Raw genomic sequence first — 21,347 nt, 5'->3', positions numbered from 1 at the left:
CTTAAGCTACAGGGTCACCGTGGGTTGTCAAGCCGACCAGACCCCAACCGCCGGCACTCTTTTCGAGCCGGGCAGTCGGAGCGGGGTCGAAGGCTGTTTTCCGTCGAATCGTTACTCGCTGGCCCCCTCGCCCCCCAGCAGGGCGTCGAGCGAGCTGGGCGTGGCCGGAGCCGAATCGCTCCGTTCCGCCGGGGCGGGGCCACCGTTCGTTTCGCCGTGGGCCCCCTCGGGAGTGGCGGAATCGAGCAGCGGGAAGGCACGCGTGAGCACCCTCTGCTTCTCGACCGCCAGCGCCTCGAGCGCCTCGGGTCGAATGCGGACTTCGGCCTCTTGGAAGGTCCGGAAACCGGTACCGGCCGGCACCAGGTGCCCCAGGATCACATTCTCTTTCAGACCCACCAGGCGGTCGACCTTGCCGGCCAACGCCGCCTCGGTCAGCACCTTGGTCGTTTCCTGGAAGCTGGCCGCCGAGATGAAGCTCGAGCTTTGCACCGCCGCCTTGGTGATGCCCAACAATTGCGTGCTGGCCGTGGCCCCCTTGGGCTTCGTCCCGCGGGCCGCCTCGCCACCGAGCGCCTCGATCTGGGCGTTCACCTGCTCGAGCGCGTCTTTCGGCACGATCGAGCCGGCGGCAAAGTCGCTGTCCCCCTTCTCCGTGATCCTCACGCACTTGAGCAGGTCCTGGTTCACCTTGCGGAACTCGAACCGGTCCATGATGCTCCCCGGCAACAGGCCGGTATCGCCCACCGACTCGATCCGCAGCTTCCGCAACATCTGGGCGACGATGATCTCGATGTGCTTGTCGTTGATCTCGACGCGCTGGCTGCGATAGACGTTCTGAATCTCGCGGGTGAGGTACTGCTGCACTGCTTCTTCGCCCGAGATGCGCAGAATGTCGTGCGGCACGAGCGGGCCATCGACCAGCGCCTCGCCGGCCCGCACGAAGTCACCCGCGTGGACGCGCAAGTGCTTGCCGTGCGAGACGAGATGTTCGCGTTCGATGCCGCTTTCGCTGCGGACGATGATCGTACGCTTGCCGCGGCGTTTCTCGCCGAGCAACTCGACGACGCCGTCGATCTCGGCGATGACCGCCGGTTCCTTCGGCTTGCGTGCCTCGAAGATTTCCGTCACGCGCGGCAGACCGCCCGTGATGTCCTGCGTACCGGACGCTTCGCGCGACTGCTTCGCCACCAGCGTACCGGCCGAGATCAGATCCCCCTCGTTCACCTCGATGTTGGCTTTTTCGGGCAGGTAGTAGAAGTCGAGAATCTTGCCCGAGGTGTCTTCGATGATGATCTGCGGATGCAGGTCCCCCTTGTGCTCCATAATCAGGCGCCGCACGTGACCGCCCGGATCCTTCTCGAGACGCATCGTTTCGCCTTCGATGACATCTTCGAAGCGGACCTTACCGGCCACCTCGGCCAGGATCGGGATGCTGTGCGGGTCCCACTGGCAGAGGACGACGCCGGGCTTCACCTCGGAGCCTTCCTCGACCATCAGGTTCGCACCGGCTGGAATCTCGTACTTCTCCAGCTCGCGCCCCTTCGGATCGAGCAACAGGATTTCGCCGTTGCGGCTGAGCACCACCTGCTGGCCGGCGTCGTTGCGCACCACCTTCAAACGGGTACACTGCACGACACCACCCTTCTTGGCGCGGATCTCGCTCTCTTCCACCGCGCGGGCGGCCGTGCCACCGATGTGGAACGTACGCATCGTAAGCTGGGTACCCGGCTCGCCGATGCTCTGGGCCGCGATGATGCCCACGGCCATCCCCTCTTCGACCAGCGAACCGGTCGAGAGATCCATGCCGTAGCACAAGCGGCAGCAACCGAGCGAGGCGTCGCACGTCATCGGGCTGCGAACCTGAATCTTTTCGAGACCCAGTTCCTCGATGCGGCGGCCGATCTCGATCGTGATCAGATCACCTTCTCGCACGATCACCTCGTCGGTGATCGGGTTGACGATGTTCGTACGGCTGACGCGGCCGCGAATCGAGTCGGCCAGACGTACCTCGACCTTTTCGCCGCGGTAGATGACCCCCTTCGTGATGCCTTGCGTCGTGCCGCAGTCTTCCATCGTGATCACGACGTTCTGCGCCACGTCCGCCAGCTTGCGGGTGAGGTAGCCCGAGTCGGCCGTCTTGAGGGCCGTATCGGCCAGACCCTTGCGGGCACCGTGCGTCGAGCTGAAGTACTCGAGCACCGAAAGGCCTTCGCGGAAGTTCGCCTTGATCGGCGTTTCGATGATCTTGCCCGACGGCTTGGCCATCAAACCACGCATGCCGGCCAACTGACGAATCTGCTCGACGCCACCGCGGGCACCGGAGTGCGCCATCAGGTAGATCGAGTTCACGAAGCCGGGCCGGCGGTAGTCGGTCTCCAGCTCGCTCATCATTTCAGTCGTGATGCGCTCGCGGGCATGCGTCCAGGCGTCCAGCACCTGGTTGTAACGCTCCCCTTCGGTGATCACGCCCTTCTGATAGAGCTTGAGAATCTTGAGCACCTGGCGCTCGGCCTCGCCGATGATCTTCCCCTTGTTGGCCGGGGTGATCAGATCGTCCGTGGCGAACGACAGACCGCTGCGGGTGCTTTCGCGGAAGCCCGTGCGGTTGAGCTCGTCGAGCAGGTCGATCGTCGCGCGGCGACCGAGCAACTGGTAGCAGTCCGAGATGACGCGCGACAGCTCGCTCGATCGCATCGGGATGTTGTAGAAGGGCATTCCCTTGGGCAGCGTCGAGTTGAACATGACGCGGCCGACGGTCGTGTTGATGATGGCGCCCGGCGCGGAGCCCTCGGAGTCGCCATCTCCCTTCAAGCGGCGATGCGGCGGCAGCTTGACCTTGATCTTGGCGTGGGTGCCGATCTTGAACAGCGAGTAGGCGAGTTGCACCTCGTCCATCGAGCTGAAGATCATGCCATCTCCCCGGTCCTCGGGCAGCGACATGGTCATGTAGTAGCAACCCATCACGATGTCCTGCGAGGGACTGATGATCGGCGCGCCGTTGGCGGGGCTGAAGATGTTGTTCGTCGACATCAACAGCGTGTGCGCCTCGACCTGCGCCTCGATCGACAGCGGCAGGTGAACCGCCATCTGGTCGCCGTCGAAGTCGGCGTTGAAGCCCTTGCACACGAGCGGGTGCAGCTTGATCGCGTTGCCTTCGACCAGCACCGGCTCGAAGGCCTGAATGCCCATGCGGTGCAGCGTGGGAGCACGATTCAACAGCACCGGGTGATTGTGAATCACCTCTTCGAGAATATCCCAGACTTCCTCGTCCTTCCGCTCGAGCATCTTCTTGGCGCTCTTGATGGTATCGGCGTGGCCGAGTTCCTTCAGGCGGCGGATGATGAACGGCTGGTACAGCTCGAGCGCGATCTTCTTCGGCAGGCCGCACGAGTGCAGACGCAGGCTGGGACCCACGACGATCACGCTACGGGCCGAGTAATCGACGCGCTTGCCGAGCAGGTTTTCGCGGAAACGGCCCTGCTTGCCCTTGATCATGTCGGTCAGCGACTTGAGCGGGCGGTTGCTCGAACCGAGCACCGGGCGCTTGCAGCGGTTGTTGTCGAACAGCGCGTCGACCGACTGCTGCAGCATGCGCTTTTCGTTGCGAATGATCACTTCCGGCGCGTTCAGATCGACCAGCTTCTTGAGCCGGTTGTTGCGATTGATGATGCGGCGGTAGAGATCGTTCAGATCGCTCGTGGCAAAATTGCCCGAGTCGAGCAGCACGAGCGGACGCAGATCGGGGGGAATGACCGGGATGACGTCGAGCACCATCCACTCCGGCTTGTTGTCGCTGTCGCGGATCGACTCGACGATCTTCAGCCGGTTGATCAGGTCCTTTTGCTTCTGCTTCGAGCCGGTCGTGTTGAGCTCCTCGCGCAGGTCCTTCGACAACTGCACCAGGTCGAGCTCCATGAGCAGCTTGCGGACCGCCTCGGCCCCCATGTCGGCTTCGAACGAGCCTTCGCCGTGCTGCTCGCGCGCGGCACGGTACTCTTCCTCGGTCAGCAGTTGGCGCTGCTTGAGGGGCGTATCCCCCTGCTTCGTGACGACGTAGTCCTGGAAGTAGATCACCTTCTCGAGACTGGTCGTCTTCATGTCGAGCAGATTGCCCAACCGGCTGGGCATCGCCTTGAAGAACCAGATATGCACGACCGGCGCGGCCAGCTCGATGTGGCCCATGCGTTTGCGGCGCACGCGGCTGTGCGTGATCTTCACGCCGCAGCGATCGCAGATCATGCCCTTGTACTTCATGCCGCGGTACTTGCCGCAGGCGCACTCCCAGTCCTTCTCCGGACCGAAGATGCGCTCGCAGAAGAGGCCGTCCTTTTCCGGACGGTACGTACGGTAGTTGATCGTCTCGGGCTTCTTCACCTCGCCGAACGACCAGCTACGAATGTCGTGCGGTCGCGCAAGGCTGATTTTGACCGAGGCGTAGTCGTTGATGCGATCGTAGGAGGTTTCGCCGACGCTGCTCACTATGCACACTCCTTACCGGGGGCAAGCCAGGGAAGTTGGAATCGCGATCGAGACTGGCTCGACGCCACCGCTGCGGGACGGTGGGCGCCGCTCGATCGCCGAGCCGACACGCCTTACCTACACGTGACGTTTCTCCAACTGCATGTTCAGTCCCAAGCCGCGAATTTCGTTGGTCAAGACGTCGAAGCTGGCCGGCGTTCCTGCTTCGAGCGTGTTCTCGCCCTTGACCATCGATTCGTAGATCTTCGTCCGTCCCTCGACGTCGTCGCTCTTCACCGTCAGCAGTTCCTGCAGGATGTAAGCGGCGCCGTACGCCTCTAGTGCCCACACTTCCATTTCGCCAAAACGCTGACCGCCGAAGCGGGCCTTGCCACCAAGCGGCTGCTGCGTGATCAACGAGTACGGACCTGTCGAACGGGCGTGGACCTTGTCGTCGACCAGGTGGTGCAGCTTCAGCATATAGATGTAGCCCACCGTCGTTTCCTGCTCCATCGCAATGCCCGTGCGTCCGTCGAAGAGTTGCGCCTTGCCGTGCTCGGGCAGACCCGCGTCGCGGAGGCACTGGCGGATGTCTTCTTCCGACGCCCCGTCGAACACCGGCGTGATGGCCTGGAAGCCCAGCTTCGCGCCGGCCCAACCCAGGTGCGTCTCGAGAATCTGGCCCACGTTCATACGGCTGGGCACGCCGAGCGGGTTGAGCATGATCTGCAGCGGCGTTCCGTCCGCCAGGAAAGGCATATCCTCCTGCGGCAGGATCTTGGCGATCACACCCTTGTTCCCGTGGCGCCCGGCCATCTTGTCGCCGACCGAGATCACGCGCTTCGCCGCGACGTACACCTTGACCATCTGCAGCACGCCGCTGCGCAACTCGTCGCCGCGCTTCATCGAGTTCAAGACCCGATCGCGGGCGTCGATGGCATTCTCGACCGCCGGCCAGTGGGTTTTGTAGACCTTTTCGATATCGGCCTTGCGCTGCGGACTGCGGACGTCGAGCGCCTCGACGCGGAAGCGCTGCGCCTGCTCGGCGACGAACTTATGCTCCTGATCGCGGACCAGGGCGTTGCCGTCCTCGTCCGTCAGCGTCTTGCCGACGATCTTCTCGATCTCCGACACCAACTCGCCGAAGGCGGTGGCAATCTCGGCGTTGCCCGACGTCTCCGCGTCCTTGAGATCCTTTTCGAACGTGCGGCGTTCGTCGTCCGAAAGGCTCATGCGGCGCGAAAACTTCTGCGTGTCGATCACGATGCCTTCCACCCCGGACGGCACCTCGAGCGAATCGTTTTTCACGTCTTCGCCGGCACGGCCGAAGATCGCGTGGAGCAACTTTTCTTCCGGCGTGAGCTCGGTCTTCGACTTGGGCGAAACCTTGCCCACGAGGATGTCGCCCGGACGCACGAAGGTGCCGATCCGCACGATACCCGTCTCGTCGAGATTGCGGAGCGCCTTCTCGCTGACGTTGGGGATATCGCGGGTGAACTCCTCGCGACCGAGCTTCGTCTCGCGAATTTCGATGTCGAACTCTTCGATGTGGATCGACGTGTAGGTATCGTTCTTCACCAGCTCTTCGCTGATGATGATGGCATCCTCGAAGTTGAAGCCGTCCCAGGCCATGAAGCCCACGAGCACGTTGCGTCCCAGGGCCAGCTCTCCGCGGAAGGTCGCGGCGCCGTCGGCGATGACTTCGCCCTTCTCGACCTTCTGGCCGACCTCGACGATCGGCTTCTGGTTCTGGCAGGTGCGCTCGTTGAGGCCCACGAACTTGCGGAGCGGATAGATCTCGCTGCCGACCTCGATCCGCGTCGCGTCGACGTAGGTCACCGTGCCGCGTTGCCGGGCACGCACGAGCATGCCCGAGTTGCGGGCCACGTCCACCTCCATGCCCGTCGCCACCAGGGGGGGCTCGGTCACGAGCAAGGGGACCGCCTGTCGCTGCATGTTCGAACCCATCAACGCGCGGTTGGCGTCGTCGTGCTCGAGGAACGGAATCAAACCGGCCGACACGCCCACCATCTGGCTGGGGGCCACGTCGATGTACTGAATCTTGTCGACCGGCACGAGCGCGAAGTCGGCACGGTTGCGGGCGATGATCGTGTCGCCCGTGATGCGCCCCTTGTCGATCGGGGCATCGGCCGGCGCGACGAAGGCCTCGCTCTCTTGATCGGCACGCAGCCAGACGACCTCGTCCGACAGCTTACCCTTGACCACCTTGCGATAGGGCGTGATCAGGAAGCCGTACTCGTCGACCGCGGCGTAGATGCCCAGGCTCGAGATCAAACCGATGTTCGTACCTTCCGGCGTCTCGATCGGGCAGATGCGGCCGTAGTGCGAAATGTGTACGTCGCGCACTTCGAAGCCGGCACGCTTGCGATTCAAACCGCCGGGGCCGAGGGCCGACAAACGACGCTCGTGCGTGAGCATCGAGAGGGGGTTCGTCTGGTCCACGACCTGCGACAGCTCGCCGCGGCCGAAGAAGTACTCGATCGCCGCCGAAATGCTCTTCGGATTGATGAGGCTGCGGGGCGTCATGTCCTCGACGTCCTTCAGGCTCATCCGCTCCTGCACCGTGCGACGCAGCTTGAGGAAGCCCTTGCGCAGCTCGTCGCAGGCCAGCTCGTCGATCGTGCGCAGGCGGCGGTTGCCCAAGTGGTCGATATCGTCCACTTCGGCCTCGACGTCGTTCTCGCGCAGACGCAGCAGGTAGTTGATCGCGTTGATCAAGTCCTCGGGGCGGAGGGTCATCTCCGACTCGGGCACGTTCTGCCGCAACTTGCGGTTGATGCGGAAGCGGCCCACCTTGCCCAGGCGGTAACGGTTCGTGTCGTAGAACTTCTCGTGGAAGAGGGCGCGGGCCTTCTCCAACTGCGGCGGGTTGCCCGGGCGCAGTCGCTGGTAGATCTTCAGCAACGCCTCTTCGTGGCTCGACGTGGCGTCTTCCCCCAGGCTGGCCAGGATCAGGTTGTCGCGGGCATCGTCGGTCACTTCGACCGAGGTGAGCCCCGACGTGCAGATCAGTTCCGCGGCATTCTTCGTGATCTTGTGGCCGGCCTCGACGATGATCTCCCCCGCCCGCTCGCTGTTGTGCGGGTAGACGATGTCGTTCACCGCGATGCGGCCTTCGACCTTGCCGACGCTGCGGCCGTCGACGATCTTCTCGACCGCGGTTTTGTAGAAGCAACGCAGCAGGTCGGCGTCCTGGCCGTACTTCGGATCCATCGCCCGCAGCAACGTCATCGCCGAGAACTTGCCGCTCTGGTCGATACGGACCCCCAGCGTGTCCTTCTTCGTGACGTTCAATTCGATCCAGCTACCGCGCTCGGGAATGATGCGGCAACTGTGCATGCGCCGCTCGCCCCCTTCGATCTCGCTGACGAAATCGACGCCCGGGCTGCGGTGCAACTGGCTCACCACGACGCGCTCGGCGCCATTGATGATGAACTCGCCGCCGCCGAGCATGATCGGCATATCGCCTAGGTAGACTTCCTCCTCGATCGGCTGCTCTTTGGTGAGCCGCAGCCAGACGCGGAAGGGACGACCGTAGGTGAGTCGCAACTGACGGCACTCGTCCGGCTCGTAGCGCGGTTTGCCCAGTTCGTAGCGCACGTACTCCAGGCGCAGGCTCTTGTCGTAGCTCTCGATCGGGAAGATCTCGCGCAAGACCCCTTCGATGCCTTGATCCTTGCGTTTCTCGGCGGTGACGTCGCGCTGCAGAAAGGCGTCGTAACCGCGGGTCTGGATCTCGGTCAGATCGGGAATTGCGAACGGTTCGCGCCCGGTGCCAAATTGGCGGCGTTCGGCGGGGCGGAGACGTCGTTCTGCCGTGGTGGCCATAAGAGATCGTGCTCCTTCCAGGTTCTCAGGAGATGGGCCGGCGCGAGCGACTACCTGCCGACGCGGCGCAGATCTGCGCGCGGGAATGCGCAGACCGATTTCGGCAAGGCGCGTTCCAAGCGCCGACAGCAACGCAGGACGGACGCCGAACGTCGCCGGCACATGACGCGCTTGCGCACGCCCTGGCCGATCGTCGCCGCGTCTCGTTCACGCAAATCAGTGGCGAGCTCAATCCAATTCCATCCGGGCGCTGCGAGCCGCCACGTCTCGCGCGAGACGCGGGCGACTCGAGGATTCGCAACACCACGCCCATGGCGCGCAAGGCGCCACCGGCGCGGCCCCATTCGATGGACGCTACTTGACCGACACCGTGGCGCCGGCCGCTTCCAACTCGGCTTTGAGCTTGGCGGCGTCTTCCTTCGAGACCCCCTCCTTGACCTTGGCAGGCACGCCTTCGACCAGGTCTTTGGCTTCCTTCAGACCCAGGCCCGTGACGGCGCGGATCACCTTGATCACGGCGATCTTGTTGTCGCCGAAACCTTCGAGGACGACGTTGAATTCGCTCTGCTCCTCGGCCGGGGCAGCGGCACCCCCGCCAGCAGCCGGACCGGCGACCATCACCGCGCCACCCGCCGCCGGCTTGATGCCGTGGACTTCTTCGAGGTAATCACTCAGTTCCTTCGCTTCCTTCAGCGTCAGTGCGACGATCTTGTCGCCCAGTTCCTTCGAGGAAGTCGAGAACTCTCGCGTTGCTGCATCGGTGGCCATTGCTGTCGCTATCCTTTCTCACTTGGCGGCGGGCCGGGTCGAACGTCAAGCTCGGCCGCCGCGAATCAGACGTTGTGGTTGGGTGGGATGAAAACTCGTGATTCGTGCTTTGCGGGTTGCCCGCTGATGACTTAAGCCGAGGGGGCTTCAACTGCTTCCTCGCCGTCCTCTTCGCCCTGCTGTTTGATCTGGCTCGCCAGAGCGCCGCCGACGCTGGTCAACTGGCTGGCCAGGTTGGCGCCCGGCGACAGGATCTGGCCGACCAGGATGCTGAGCTGCTCTTCGCGGCTCGGCCACTTGCTGACCTGTTTGACGTCTTCGCTCGTCAGGGTCTGTCCGTCCAGCACGCCGCCACGCATGGCGAAGGGCTGAAATTCCTTGTCCTCGGACAGCTTCGTGATTTCCTTGGCCAAGGCGACGACGTCGTCTCCCCCCCAGACCAGCGCCGCCGGCCCTTCGATGTTCTCGAAGGCCGCCGCCAGCGGGGTATCCTTGGCCGCCAGACGGGCCAGGCTGTTCTTGATGACCAGCAGATGCATCTTCTTCGCACGAAGCTGCATCCGCAGGCGGTGGTTGCTGCCGGCGTTCATGCCCGCCACGCTCACCAGGAAGGCGTCGTTCACGCCGCTGAGGCGCTCTTTCAAACTGTCGGTGACCAACTCTTTGACGTACTTGCTCATCGTAAAACTCGCGCGGCTCGGGCGGCCTGGTCAGGTTTGTGTGTGGGAGGGGCGGGGGGCATCTCGTCGGCGATCAGGCGGCCACGTGGACGCCAGGGCTCATCGTCGCACTGAGCGTGATGCTCTTCACGTACTGCCCCTTGACCGTGTTCGGCTTGATCGCGTTGATGTGGTTGATAAAGGCCTGCACGTTCTCCAGCAGCTTGCCGGCATCGAAGCTTATCTTGCCGACCAGGGCGTGTACCACGCCGCCAGCATCGTTGCGAAACTCGACCTTACCGGCCTTGTATTCCTTCACGGTGCGGCTGATTTCGGGCGTGACCGTGCCGGCACGCGGCGACGGCATCAACCCGCGCGGACCGAGCACGCGCCCCAACGGACCGACCAGGCCCATCATGTCGGGCGCGGCGATGCAGGCATCGAAATCGGTCCAGCCGTCCTTGATCTTCTTGGCGAGATCCTCGCCGCCGACTTCGTCGGCACCGGCCTGCTTGGCCTGCTCGGCCAGGTCTCCCTTGGCGAACACGACTACCCGCAGGCTCTTGCCGATGCCGTGCGGCAGCACGATCGAACCGCGCACGATCTGATCGGCCTGCTTGGCGTCGACGCCCAGCCGCATCGCGATCTCGACCGACTGGTCGAACTTCGTATTGCCGAACTGCTTGATTACGGAGACCGCCTCACTGAGCGGCACCGGATTGGCCGGCGCCTTGGCGACCAGGGCCTTCATCCGCTTCGACTGTTTCGCCATGATTTCCCGTCTTTCTCTCGTGAACTCTCGAGTTGCTCGTGCGTTGTTTCGTGCGGCGCCGCCGCGGGGGCTGCTAACCTTCGACGACCAGCCCCATGCTGCGGGCGGTCCCCTCGACCATGCGCTTGGCATGCTCGACGTCGCGGGCATTCAGGTCGGCCATCTTCAGCTTGACGACCTCTTCGACCTGCGCGGCGGTGACCTTGCCCACCTTCTCACGGTTCGGCACGCCCGAGCCCTTGGCGATGCCGGCCAACTGCTTGAGCAGGGCGGCGGCCGGAGGGCTCTTCGTCACGAACTCGAAGCTGCGGTCGTTGAACACCTTGACGACCACCGGAATCGGCATGCCGCCGGCATCCTTCGTGCGCTCGTTGAACTGCTGCACGAATTGCCCGAGGTTCACGCCGTGCTTACCGAGCGAGGTACCGACCGGCGGAGCCGGGGTGGCTTGCCCGCCCGGCACCTGAAACTTCACTTCCGCCACAAGCTGCTTGGCCATGGTTTGCTATCGCCTTCTCGCGGGGCCGCGGGGGCGCCGCTCGTTACTGCTTACACCGATTCGATTTGCCAGTATTCCAATTCGACGGGGGTCGATCGTCCGAAGATGTTGATCATCACCGTCACGCGGCCATTGGCCTCGTCGATGGCGTCCACATCGCCCTCGAAGTTCTCGAACGTCCCTTCGTTGATCTTCACGCGATCCCCGGCCTTGAAGCTGATCTGCAGCTTCGGCGCGTCGGGGGTCTTCTCGTCCTGCTTGGCCAACAGCCGATTGACCTCATGCTCCTGCATTGCAATCGGCTTGCCGCCGGCGCCGGTGAAATCGCCGATGCCGGGGGTGTCGCGCACCAGGAACCAGGTGTCGTCGTTGACGCTCATGTGGATCATCAGGTAGCCCGGGTAGAGCTTCTTCTTGACGACCCGCTTCTTGCCGTTTTTGAACTCGGTGACCATCTCCGTGGGGATAATGATCTGATCGAAGTAATCCTCGAATCCCGCGATGGCCACGCGACGCAGCAGTGCATCGCGAATCGAGTCCTCGCGGTTGCTTTGCACCTTGAGGATGTACCAGCACTTGTTCGAGGGATCGGGACGCTCTTCGCTGAGCAACTCGACCGGATGTCCTTCGCCAACCTCCTCCTCTTCCTCGGCAACGGGCTCCTCTTCCTCGGCAACGGGCTCCTCGGCCTCCGACACGTCGCTGGCGACTTCGTCCGCCACCTCGGCCGCGACCGCCTCCTCTTCCTCGCGCTGGAGCTCGCCGTGAGTCGCATCCGCGCCGACTTCGTCGACCGGTTCCGCTGGCGCAGCTTCACCCGCACCGCCGACCGGCACTTCCGGCTCCGCGCCGAGCGAGTCGGCGTGCGGATCGTCCGTCGGATGGTTCGGCTCGTTCATCACCGCAGGTTCCCTTTTTCACGTGCCGTGGATGCCGCGCCCGGGGCGCCCAGCCACCTACCGCGCGTCAGCCGCTGATCCCTAACAGGCTCAACAACTGACTCCAGATCATGTCGTACAAGAACAGGACGGCGGCCAGGGCGAAGATGACGAACATCACCACCGTCGAGCTGCGAAACAGCACGTCGCGCGTCGGCCACGACACCTTGCTCATCTCGGCCTCGACCGAAATGAGAAAGTCGGCGAAGCGCGGCACGTTCACCGCTCGAAACGCCAGCCAGCATCCCACGACCGCCAGAACCAACGGCACGCCGTAGGTTCCCGTCGGACCGTAGTCCATCAGACTCCGGCCCAAACGCCACGCTCCCAGCACCGCCACCAGCGCAATAGCCGCGAACGTCACCTGTCGGGTGACGCGCCCCTGCGTGCGCTTGTAGACGTCGAACCGAAACAGCTCGCCCAGCCATGGGCCCATGGCAGCCTCTCGTTTGTCTTGCACAGCCATTGCGTGTCAACCACCTTGTCGACAAGCCGCCCCACCGCGGACGACCGACGCCGGGGTGGCGGCCCGAATTAAAATGGCAGGGGCGGCGGGAATCGAACTCGCAACCTCTGGTTTTGGAGACCAGCGCTCTGCCAATTGAGCTACACCCCTGTGTCGCGAGCCAGTCGCCACGCCTTCGCGGCACGACACCCGACCCACAACCAAACATCTTGTTCCGCGCCGGCCGGCTTGCCGGCGCTCTCGTTACGCCAAAATCTTCGTCACAACACCCGAACCGACCGTGCGGCCACCTTCGCGAATGGCGAAGCGGACACCGTCGTCCATGGCGATCGGGCTGATCAACTCGATGCTCAACCGGGCGTTGTCGCCAGGCATGCACATCTCGGCGTCCCCCATCAACTGAGCCGTGCCCGTCACGTCGGTCGTGCGGAAGTAGAACTGCGGACGGTAACCGCTGAAGAACGGCGTGTGCCGACCACCTTCATCCTTCGACAGGACGTACACCTCGGCCTCGAATTTGGTGTGCGGCGTGATGGAACCGGGCTTGGCCAGCACCTGACCGCGCTCGATTTCCTCGCGCTTGACACCACGCAGCAGACAGCCGACGTTGTCCCCCGCCTGCCCTTGATCGAGGGTCTTGTTGAACATTTCGACGCCCGTGCAGGTCGTCTTGGCCGACTTCTCCTTGAGACCGATGATCTCGACCTCGTCGCCGACCTTGACCAACCCGCGCTCGATACGACCGGTGCAGACCGTGCCGCGACCTTCGATCGAGAACACGTCTTCGATCGCCATCAGGAAGGGCTTGTCGACCTCGCGGACCGGCTCCGGAATGTACGCGTCGACCGCGGCCAGCAACTCGGCGATGCACTTCGTGGCTTCGGGGTCTTTCGGGCTGTCGTAAGCCGGACGAGCGGCGCCGCGGATGATCGGAATTTCATCGCCCGGGAAGCCGTAGTGGGTCAGCAGCTCGCGCAACTCCAACTCGACCAGCTCGAGCAACTCCTCGTCGTCGACCAGGTCGCACTTGTTCAAAAACACCACGAGGGCCGGCACACCGACCTGGCGAGCCAGCAGGATGTGCTCGCGGGTCTGCGGCATCGGGCCGTCGGCGGCCGACACGACCAGGATGGCGCCGTCCATCTGGGCGGCACCGGTGATCATGTTCTTGATGAAGTCCGCGTGGCCCGGGCAGTCGATGTGGGCATAGTGGCGGTTTTCGGTTTCGTATTCGACGTGGCTCACGGCGATGGTGACCGTCTTCGTTTCGTCGCGGACCGTACCACCCTTGGCGATATCGGCGTACGACTTGAAGTTCGCCAACCCCTTGGCGGCCTGCACCGACAGCAGGGCGCCGGTGAGGGTCGTCTTGCCGTGATCGATGTGCCCGATCGTGCCAATATTCACGTGAGGCTTCGTTCGGTTGAAGTTTTCCTTAGCCATTCTGTTTCTATCTCCCTGCGTGCTAACGAACAGGCGTGTTGCTAACTTGACTAGTGCGTATGCTGCGGCCGCCAACGGCCCTGATTCTCAAAAGCTGCTGATGGGACTTGAACCCATGACCTCGTCCTTACCAAGGACGCGCTCTACCAACTGAGCTACAGCAGCACGACTTAACTTGCCACGACCCCAACCGGCTAAAACCACACGCCGCCAGCCACTGGAACCAATCACTCCAGCTACTGGCCTCGGCTCGTGAGCCTCTCACCTCTGGGTGAACGCCGAAGGAGGGAGGGCGCCACCCGCTTCCGGGCCGCGCCGCCTGGCAGGTCCCCCCCTCAGACACTCGCGTCGGTAACTTGCTCGCTCAGCTTGCCGCCACCCGGCTCGGCGACGCCGTGCGTCGCGGGCCAGAATTCTCGGCTACTCTCCTTTCGGACGGTCGTCCGATCTTCAGGCTGGTTCGTATTGTTTCGCGAGAGCAGCCACTCGAGCCACAGCCGCGACCTGATGTTCTTTCGCCTACAAAGCGGGTGAAGGGAATCGAACCCTCGTCTTTAGCTTGGAAGGCTATTGCTCTACCATTGAGCTACACCCGCGCTGGCCGCCTTCCGCCACAGACCACCGTCCACTTCGCGGCGAGCAACCCGACACAGGCCGGGCACATCTTCACTTCTCGTGCGAAATCTCGACTCCCCGATCCACTCCTCCGCCACCTCGCCTCGACCGACTCATCCACTCCTGGTTCTTCGCAATGGGGGGTGCAGGATTCGAACCTGCGAAGGCATTGCCATCAGATTTACAGTCTGACCCCTTTGGCCACTCGGGTAACCCCCCGGTCTTGGCGACTGAACTTCAGTCGCCTGCCGGCGTATCCATTCCGCATTTCCTGGGGGACCACCCAGCTCGATCCGAAGTTCGCTCGATTCCAGCACTCGCGCCACCGACCGCCACAAGCGCCGACCGTTCAATGAGAGCCTGGGGTTGCGCCCGCTCATATGAGCTAGCGGAGGGACTTGAACCCACAACCTGCTGATTACAAATCAGCTGCTCTGCCAATTGAGCTACGCTAGCCTGCCGGGGCCCGCCATGAAAACCACTAAATATAAGGAACCGCAAGACTAACGCAAGACGACTGGTGGCGAAAAACTTTTCGCCACCAGTCGCTGGTTGGTCCGTAGCGTGCAATAAAAAACGAGAGGCGCTCGAGGGCACCGAAAAGACCGCCGGGCCCGCCGCCACCCCACCTACGCGGGGCTACAGCACCCAAACCGCCTTTTCCGAGTACCTCTACGCCTCCCGTTGAGCTGGATCCCCTGACTCGGGGCACCTGCGTTACTGTCTCAATTCAGTTTTCGGCGGAGAGCCGGCACCTGCACGATCAAAGACCGATCAGGTCGACCTTGTCTTCCTGAGCCGCGCGACGCAACTTTTCGAGCGCCCGGGCCTCAATCTGGCGAATCCGTTCCTTGGTCACCCCCATCTCCTCCCCTACCTCCTTCAAGGTGAGGGGCTCGTGAGAGTGCTCCAGGCCGAAGCGACTAATAATAATCTTCTGCTCGCGCTCGTCAAGCCGCTCGAGCATCTTCTCGACCTGCTCATGACGCATCGCCTGGGCCGATTCCAGCTCGTACTGGTCGGTCCGCCGATCCTCGGTCGCCGTGAACGTCTCGTCCTGGCTCGTGCGGAACCGGTCCCGGCGGCGGTGCTCGTCCGGGATCGTCCGGGCAAAGTTCTTCATGATCGCCCAACTGGCGTACGTGCTGAACTTGTTCCCCCGAGCGAAGTCGAATCGCTCCACCGCCCGAATCAGCGAGATGTTGCCGTCGCTGACCAGTTCGAAGAAGTTGTCGGTCTGGGCCACGTGACGCTTGGCGATCGAGACCACCAGCCGCAGGTTGGCGCGGATGATCTGGTTCTTCGTCGCCACGGCCTCGTCGTACAGCCGCTCGATCTCGTCCATCAGCGAGCTCTTCGGACGCAACGGATCGAGCCCCTTGCGCAGCTCGCTGGCCTTGTACTTCAGGTAGTTGAACTTGCGGAACAGGTGGACTTCCTGCTCGCGCGTGAGCAAGGGCACCTCGTACAAACTGGCCAGGTAAGGGGGCAACCCGCTCGGCAGCCGAGCCGCCCGAGTGGGCAGGTCGCTGGCAGGCAGCGGCCCGAGAATCGTCTTCTCGGCACTGCTCCGCGAGAACATCGGGTTCGGCATGTGGTCGAGCGGCAGCTCGAGCAGGCGGCGCGCCCGCATCTCGCTGAGTACCCGGTAGATGCTCGTCTTGGTGCGGCAGTGCATCTTGGCCAGGGCATCGACCGCCACGCCGCGGCGATACTGCTGGTAGATGCGCGACTTGGTCTGATCCGACAGCGGTCCGCTCGTTTCGGGGAAAACAGCGCTCTCGGGATGGTCCTGATCGTAATTCTTCAGCGTGTAACGGATTGTTTCCACGCTGCGTCCCATGTGCTTCGCCACGCGGCGGGTGACCTCGGCGGGGCAACCGCCCGCCCGGGCCAGGCGACGGGCGCGTTCGATGGCGTCCTGCCGCTCTTCGTCACTCAATTGGCTGAAACGACCGCCGCGGCGGACGCGTTCCTGATTCTCGGCCACGAAACGCTCGACCGAGCTCTGCAGGAAGCCAACTCGCTTGCGGCCATCGAACAGAAAGCGGCGGCTGACCAGACCTTGCTGGCGCCAGCGCGAAATCGTCTTGGTCGAGACGTCGAGGTTTTTGCTCAGTTCCTCGACCGTGAGCACGCGCTCGCCGGCGGCATCGGCCGAGACATTCGCCGCATCGGAAACGTCTTCAACGAAGAGACGCAGGTCGTGCTGTGCATCGCCACCGCTGAGCCGCAAGTCGGGGTAGGACTCGGGCCGGTAATCGGTGATCCGATAGCAGAGATATTCGTACGTATACGTCTTCTTCGGATCGAGCTCGGTCAAAAGACGTTCGGCCCGATTGGCTTGATCGATTTTCTTGTCGCGCGGTGCGAAACGGACCTGTTGATCGCAGAGCTGACGCAGCGCGGGGTTGCGATAGTCGGTATGCATGGCAGACACCTCTTCCAACACCAACCTGGCAGCGTTCCCTGCGCTTCCATCGCTCTGCGAGGTTGAACTTCCTGGGTGGTCCACCTTGGGCGTCGCCAGCAATCATCGCGGCGTCCGCCCGTGGGGTTCACTCCCGTCGGTAGCCCGTCGATCGAAGCTCCGACTCACACAAGTTGTACGTAGCAAAGTGTCCAATTGTCCAAGAAAAGTTCACTTTATAAGGCTGGAATCAATGGATTCCCTCCATGGAGGGATGGCCGAGACACAGAACTACCATCTGTATCTCCCTGAAATATAACACGTTATGACCCTTCCTGCGGCTAACCTGCGACTTCCATACCAATGGAGGGAAGGGAGCCGCGAAACATACCCAACCAACGGGTGGATGGAAAGCTCTTCCCGACCCGGGCGACCGGCACAGATTGACTGAACTCGGCTCTCTTGGTGGACCGATGAACCGACAGCGGCCCATTCCCCGCCCGGACGCCTGTTGCGATCCACAAGATCGATCCAACGTTCCGGTCCGTCAGCTGGTTCTCTAAGTGGTCTGGTCTCTTCGAGGTGTTCGCCATGCGTGTTTCGCGCTGGTCGATGTGGGTGCTGTCGACCCTGTTGCTCGCCGTTGGGCTGTCGTTGGTTTCAGCGGACGCCGCCGATTCGCCGGGCAGTGCGGGCAAGACGTATCGCCTGGTCTCGTCGCGAACCAAGGGAGAGACGACTCACGTCGAAACGCTGCTCGAAGTGGCCGGCGACCTGAGCCTGGTCGAAAGCGAGAAGGTGGCCAAGTTACCCCTCGTGGTGAATGCCAAGCTGGTCTATGACGAGAAGCTCATCGACGGGGCCCCCAACTCACTGGCCTCGCTCCGGGCCCTGCGTCACTACACCCAGGCGAATGCCGATATCAAAATCGAGAAGGGGTCCGTCCATCCGGAGTTGCGTGGCGAGCGCCGGCTGATCGGGGTCGCGATGGGGAAGTCGGGGGCCACGGTTTTCAGCCCCGACGGCCCCCTGCTCCGCGAAGAACTCGATCTGATCGACGTCCAAGGCAACAGCCTGGCGATCGAGGCGATCCTGCCCACCGCGCCCGTCAGCCAGGGTCAACGCTGGCCACAGAGCGCCGAGTCGCTGGCCCTGCTCCTGGGCCTCGAGGCCACCAGCGCCACCGACGTCGAAAGCCTGCTCGTCGACGTCAGCGATAACGCCGCCAAGGTCGAATTGAGCGGCACCGTCCATGGGGCGATTCACGGCGTGGCCTCGGAAATCGAACTGCGAGCCAAGTACAAGTTCGATCTCGGAATTGGCCGCATCACCTGGTTCGCCATGGCCATCAAAGAGCGCCGCTCGATCGGCCATGTCGATCCGGGCATCGATGTCGTCGCCAAGCTGCAGATGAAGCTCACGCCCGGCGTCACGAGCGCGTCACTCGAACCGGCCGCCTTGAAGCTGACGAATCAGTCCTTCACGAACATCGATACTCGTTTGAGCCACGAATCGTTCGGCGGCAACTACGGTGTCCTGTACGACCGCCGTTGGTTCATCATGAACGACGAGGGCAAATCGACGGTGTTTCGCTACATCGATCGGGGCGAGTTGATCGCCCAGTGCAACATCTCGGTGCCCGCGCAGAATGGCCCGCAAAACGTCCCTTCGCTCGAAAAGTTCCAGCACGAGATCGAGCAGAGCCTGGGGAGCCACTTTGGCCAGTTCGTGCGGGCCAGCGAAGGACACGACCCGCTCGGACGCCGCCTTCTGCGCGTCGACGCCACCGGCACCGCCTCGGAACTGCCGATTCAGTGGAGCTACGTCCACGTGACTGACGAGACGGGCAATCAGGCCGTCTTGCTGTTCACCGTCGAAGAGGCCCTCGTCGAACGCTTTGGCGAGGCGGGCAAACGCCTGGCCGATACGGTCTACTTCCTGAAAGCCTTTGACAACCTGCCCGAGCCGACCCCCGCGGGCGCCACGGCAGCGCAGGAGAATGCCCCCGCGAGCCCCGCCGGTCCTCCCTTGCCAGGGCAGAGCACGAAGTAAGACGGTGCTTGAGAGTCGCCTCTCCGGTCGCATAGAATCGCGCGGGTTGCTGGGGCATCCCGTCGCGGTATCGTCGTGCCGCGGTTCCTCGATATTCCCGCGCTGCCGATGATTCGCCGCGACGCGACCGATGCGAATGGCCAGCCGGCCTGGATTCTCGTTTCCCAGGTCGAGCACGCCCGGCTCGCTGCGCGCATCGCCGAGGCTTGGGGGAACGCCCCCTTCGAACCGCTCGTTCCGCGCGGCGAGGTGCTGGCCGGCATCGAACACCACGACGACGGCTGGGCCGCCTGGGAGCGCCGCCCCACGGTCGACCCGCAAACCGGCCGACCGCTCGATTTCACCGAGGTGCCGATCGAGGTCTGGTTGCCGATCTGGCAGGGCTCGATCGACGCGGCAGCACAACAGGGTCCGTTGCCAGGTTGCATGGTGGCGGGACATTTCACCGCGCTGCTGTTGCGATTCAGCTCGCGGTGGAGCGAGATCCCCGCGCATCGCCAACTCGCCCTCTCGTTTCAGGCGCGGCAAGAAAACGCCATCTCGACCTGGCTGCGCCAGTGGTGCGTCATGCACGGCGCCACGGCCGCGGAAGCCCAGGCCACGGCGGCCCGCAGTCTGGCAGAGCTGCAGTGGTTCGATCTGTTGAGCCTCTGGTTGTGCTGCAGCCAGCGCACCGAAAGCGTCACGTTCGACACCCCCTCGGCGAAGCTCTCGCTCACGCCGCAACCGGGCGGACGCGTGCTGCTGGCCCCCTGGCCGCTCGCGGTGAGCGAACTGGAAATCTCGACGCCGGGTCGGCAAGTGGCAGCGAAGCATTACGCTTCGACCGATGAGTTGGCCGCGGCCGATTCGAGCGACGTCACGCTGCGCTGGACGCTGCTCCCTCAAGCAACAAACTAATCCACAGAACTTCTTTCACCTTGGAAGCACCACACCATGCGACTTTCCGGCAAAACGGCACTGGTAACGGGGGGCGGAAGCGGAATCGGACTGGCCACGGCCGTGGCCCTGGCGCGCGAGGGCTGCCGCGTGGTCATCGCCGGCCGCGACGAAGCCAAGCTCAAGGCGGCAGCCGCGGAATATGCCTCGGCAGGCAAGATTCTCTGCCATCCGGTCGAAGTGGCCTCGCGCGAGAGCGTGCAGAAGCTCGTCGCCTGGACGGAGAAGGAACTCGGCCCGATCGACATCCTGGTCAACAGCGCCGGCACGAACGTGGTGAAACGATCGCTGGCCGAACTCTCGCCCGAGGATTGGCAGCGCATGCTCGATGTGAACGCCACCGGCGCGTTCCATGCCATGCAAGCGGTATTGCCGGGCATGCGCGAGCGCCACGACGGGCTGATCGTGAACATCGGCTCGATCGCCGGCAAGCGAGCCGGGCTGCTGGGCGGCGTGGGCTACAACGCCTCGAAGTTCGCCCTGGCGGCGCTCGGCATCACCGCTTCGCTCGAAGATGGCCAGCGCGGCATCCGCGTGACGACGGTCCATCCCGGTGAAGTCGATACGCCAATCCTGAAGAACCGCCCCGTGCCCGTTACGGAAGAACATCGCGCCAGAATTCTGCAATCGGAAGATGTGGCCGCGGCGGTGCTGATGGTGGCCTGCCTGCCGCCCAGGGCGCACGTGCCGGAACTGGTCATCAAGCCGACGAGCCAGGATTATGTGTGAAATAGAGCTGGGAATATGAGGGCTCGCTAGGCGAGCCACACGGCATGGAGCCGAATTTCGTTCCCAACTCTAGAGGAAGCTTGCCTCGGGACTGGACCAACTTCAACGATAGCCGTAATGGCGAACCACCGTCGATGAACCGAAGTCAGCTTTACGCGTTCACCGCGCCGGGGGCGAGCAGGTCTTCGGAGATGTAGCGCAGGATGTCGCGGACCGAGATGACCCCCACGACCTTCTCGTTATCGAGGACGGGGATGTGGCGGTAGCCCCCCAGGTCCATCTTGTGCAGCGCGAAGGCGATGCGATCGGTCATCGTGACCGTCTCGGGATTCGACGTCATGAACTCGCGGATGGGGCGCGGCGTGAGCGCGGCGTAGTTCGCCCCCAGACGCATCAGGGCGTCGCGTTCGCTGAAGATGCCCGCCGCCTTGTCGTTCTCGACGATCAGCACGCAGCCGATTTTCTTCTCGACCATGATCTGGAGCACCTCGGCCACGGGCGTGGTGGGGGCCACGATCAGCGGCTTGCGCGGACAGAGGGCCGCGATCTGGTCTTTCAAAATGCTGCGTTCGATCCACGATTTCGGCTGCGGCTTGCTGAGAAACTCCATCGGCGATTCGCAACGTTCGCACGTGTCGACGCCGTCGATGTTCTCGTATCCACAAGCGGGGCAGTTCGCCATGCCGCGTTCCTCGTCAGTCGATGCCGCACCGAGTGCGGCGCGTCTGCGTCTGGTTTTCGTCCGAA

At 63.4% G+C, this 21,347-nt stretch carries 14 protein-coding genes and 5 tRNA genes; 3 read left to right on the top strand and 16 right to left on the bottom strand.

Annotation, left to right across the window (positions count from 1 at the left end; all coding sequences use genetic code 11):
• Positions 1 to 111: 111 nt before the first annotated feature.
• The 15 genes from rpoC to KF708_03525 all read right to left on the bottom strand — a co-directional run bounded on the left by rpoC (position 112) and on the right by KF708_03525 (position 16,901).
• The gene (gene rpoC, locus KF708_03595) at positions 112 to 4,482 is read right to left on the bottom strand and encodes a DNA-directed RNA polymerase subunit beta' (GenBank protein MBX3411776.1); all 4,371 of its coding nucleotides are present in this window, start codon (positions 4,480 to 4,482) and stop codon (positions 112 to 114) included.
• 117 nt (positions 4,483 to 4,599) lie between these two features.
• Positions 4,600 to 8,310: a DNA-directed RNA polymerase subunit beta gene (gene rpoB / locus KF708_03590; GenBank protein ID MBX3411775.1), complete on the bottom strand. Its 3,711-nt coding sequence runs from the start codon at positions 8,308 to 8,310 to the stop codon at positions 4,600 to 4,602.
• Positions 8,311 to 8,664: 354 nt separating this feature from the next.
• Positions 8,665 to 9,078 carry a 50S ribosomal protein L7/L12 gene (gene rplL / locus KF708_03585; GenBank protein ID MBX3411774.1) on the bottom strand — a complete coding sequence of 138 codons (414 nt, stop codon included), beginning with the start codon at positions 9,076 to 9,078 and terminating at the stop codon, positions 8,665 to 8,667.
• Between the two features lie 131 nt (positions 9,079 to 9,209).
• Positions 9,210 to 9,758, bottom strand: a complete 549-nt coding sequence (rplJ, locus tag KF708_03580) for a 50S ribosomal protein L10 (protein ID MBX3411773.1) — start codon at positions 9,756 to 9,758, stop codon at positions 9,210 to 9,212.
• Positions 9,759 to 9,831: 73 nt separating this feature from the next.
• Entirely contained in the window at positions 9,832 to 10,509 is a 678-nt protein-coding gene (gene rplA / locus KF708_03575) for a 50S ribosomal protein L1 (protein ID MBX3411772.1), read from the bottom strand.
• Between the two features lie 73 nt (positions 10,510 to 10,582).
• Positions 10,583 to 11,008 (bottom strand): 50S ribosomal protein L11, encoded by a 426-nt coding sequence (gene rplK / locus KF708_03570; GenBank protein ID MBX3411771.1) that lies wholly within the window; start codon positions 11,006 to 11,008, stop codon positions 10,583 to 10,585.
• Between the two features lie 50 nt (positions 11,009 to 11,058).
• Positions 11,059 to 11,907, bottom strand: coding sequence for a transcription termination/antitermination factor NusG (gene nusG / locus KF708_03565; GenBank protein ID MBX3411770.1), 849 nt, complete (start codon positions 11,905 to 11,907; stop codon positions 11,059 to 11,061).
• A 67-nt stretch (positions 11,908 to 11,974) separates the two neighbouring features.
• The gene (gene secE / locus KF708_03560; protein MBX3411769.1) at positions 11,975 to 12,412 is read right to left on the bottom strand and encodes a preprotein translocase subunit SecE; all 438 of its coding nucleotides are present in this window, start codon (positions 12,410 to 12,412) and stop codon (positions 11,975 to 11,977) included.
• Positions 12,413 to 12,486: 74 nt separating this feature from the next.
• Positions 12,487 to 12,562 (bottom strand) — tRNA-Trp (locus KF708_03555).
• Positions 12,563 to 12,655: 93 nt separating this feature from the next.
• Entirely contained in the window at positions 12,656 to 13,855 is a 1,200-nt protein-coding gene (gene tuf / locus KF708_03550) for an elongation factor Tu (GenBank protein MBX3411768.1), read from the bottom strand.
• A 92-nt stretch (positions 13,856 to 13,947) separates the two neighbouring features.
• A tRNA-Thr gene (locus KF708_03545) sits at positions 13,948 to 14,020 on the bottom strand.
• A gap of 360 nt (positions 14,021 to 14,380) precedes the next feature.
• Positions 14,381 to 14,451: transfer RNA gene (locus tag KF708_03540), tRNA-Gly, on the bottom strand.
• A gap of 156 nt (positions 14,452 to 14,607) precedes the next feature.
• A tRNA-Tyr gene (locus KF708_03535) sits at positions 14,608 to 14,689 on the bottom strand.
• Positions 14,690 to 14,853: 164 nt separating this feature from the next.
• Positions 14,854 to 14,926 (bottom strand) — tRNA-Thr (locus KF708_03530).
• A gap of 307 nt (positions 14,927 to 15,233) precedes the next feature.
• Positions 15,234 to 16,901, bottom strand: coding sequence for a sigma-70 family RNA polymerase sigma factor (locus KF708_03525; protein ID MBX3411767.1), 1,668 nt, complete (start codon positions 16,899 to 16,901; stop codon positions 15,234 to 15,236).
• A gap of 570 nt (positions 16,902 to 17,471) precedes the next feature.
• On the opposite strand from KF708_03525, the gene KF708_03520 reads away from it, so the two are divergent.
• The 3 genes from KF708_03520 to KF708_03510 all read left to right on the top strand — a co-directional run bounded on the left by KF708_03520 (position 17,472) and on the right by KF708_03510 (position 20,600).
• Positions 17,472 to 18,932 carry a hypothetical protein gene (locus KF708_03520; protein MBX3411766.1) on the top strand — a complete coding sequence of 487 codons (1,461 nt, stop codon included), beginning with the start codon at positions 17,472 to 17,474 and terminating at the stop codon, positions 18,930 to 18,932.
• Between the two features lie 75 nt (positions 18,933 to 19,007).
• Positions 19,008 to 19,832, top strand: coding sequence for a DUF3891 family protein (locus tag KF708_03515; GenBank protein ID MBX3411765.1), 825 nt, complete (start codon positions 19,008 to 19,010; stop codon positions 19,830 to 19,832).
• A gap of 36 nt (positions 19,833 to 19,868) precedes the next feature.
• A complete protein-coding gene (locus KF708_03510) occupies positions 19,869 to 20,600 on the top strand; it encodes an SDR family oxidoreductase (protein ID MBX3411764.1) in 732 nt (243 codons plus the stop codon).
• A gap of 151 nt (positions 20,601 to 20,751) precedes the next feature.
• On the opposite strand, the gene KF708_03505 is transcribed toward KF708_03510, so the two are convergent.
• Positions 20,752 to 21,282 carry a CBS domain-containing protein gene (locus KF708_03505; GenBank protein ID MBX3411763.1) on the bottom strand — a complete coding sequence of 177 codons (531 nt, stop codon included), beginning with the start codon at positions 21,280 to 21,282 and terminating at the stop codon, positions 20,752 to 20,754.
• Positions 21,283 to 21,347 lie beyond the last annotated feature (65 nt).

This window comes from Pirellulales bacterium, from assembly GCA_019636335.1.
Taxonomy (GTDB): Bacteria; Planctomycetota; Planctomycetia; order Pirellulales; family JAEUIK01; genus JAHBXR01.
The sequence above is the reverse complement of the archived record's forward strand: the minus strand, read 5'-3'. Positions and strand labels throughout refer to the sequence as shown.

Excerpts from the sequence above, each read along its gene's own strand:
- rplA (MBX3411772.1), bottom strand. The coding sequence starts at position 10,509 with ATGGCGAAACAGTCGAAGCGGATGAAGGCCCTGGTCGCCAAGGCGCCG.
- tuf (MBX3411768.1), bottom strand. The coding sequence starts at position 13,855 with ATGGCTAAGGAAAACTTCAACCGAACGAAGCCTCACGTGAATATTGGC.
- KF708_03525 (MBX3411767.1), bottom strand. The coding sequence starts at position 16,901 with ATGCATACCGACTATCGCAACCCCGCGCTGCGTCAGCTCTGCGATCAA.
- secE (MBX3411769.1), bottom strand. The coding sequence starts at position 12,412 with ATGGCTGTGCAAGACAAACGAGAGGCTGCCATGGGCCCATGGCTGGGC.
- KF708_03520 (MBX3411766.1), top strand. The coding sequence starts at position 17,472 with ATGCGTGTTTCGCGCTGGTCGATGTGGGTGCTGTCGACCCTGTTGCTC.
- nusG (MBX3411770.1), bottom strand. The coding sequence starts at position 11,907 with ATGAACGAGCCGAACCATCCGACGGACGATCCGCACGCCGACTCGCTC.
- rpoB (MBX3411775.1), bottom strand. The coding sequence starts at position 8,310 with ATGGCCACCACGGCAGAACGACGTCTCCGCCCCGCCGAACGCCGCCAA.
- rplJ (MBX3411773.1), bottom strand. The coding sequence starts at position 9,758 with ATGAGCAAGTACGTCAAAGAGTTGGTCACCGACAGTTTGAAAGAGCGC.
- rplL (MBX3411774.1), bottom strand. The coding sequence starts at position 9,078 with ATGGCCACCGATGCAGCAACGCGAGAGTTCTCGACTTCCTCGAAGGAA.
- KF708_03510 (MBX3411764.1), top strand. The coding sequence starts at position 19,869 with ATGCGACTTTCCGGCAAAACGGCACTGGTAACGGGGGGCGGAAGCGGA.
- KF708_03505 (MBX3411763.1), bottom strand. The coding sequence starts at position 21,282 with ATGGCGAACTGCCCCGCTTGTGGATACGAGAACATCGACGGCGTCGAC.
- rplK (MBX3411771.1), bottom strand. The coding sequence starts at position 11,008 with ATGGCCAAGCAGCTTGTGGCGGAAGTGAAGTTTCAGGTGCCGGGCGGG.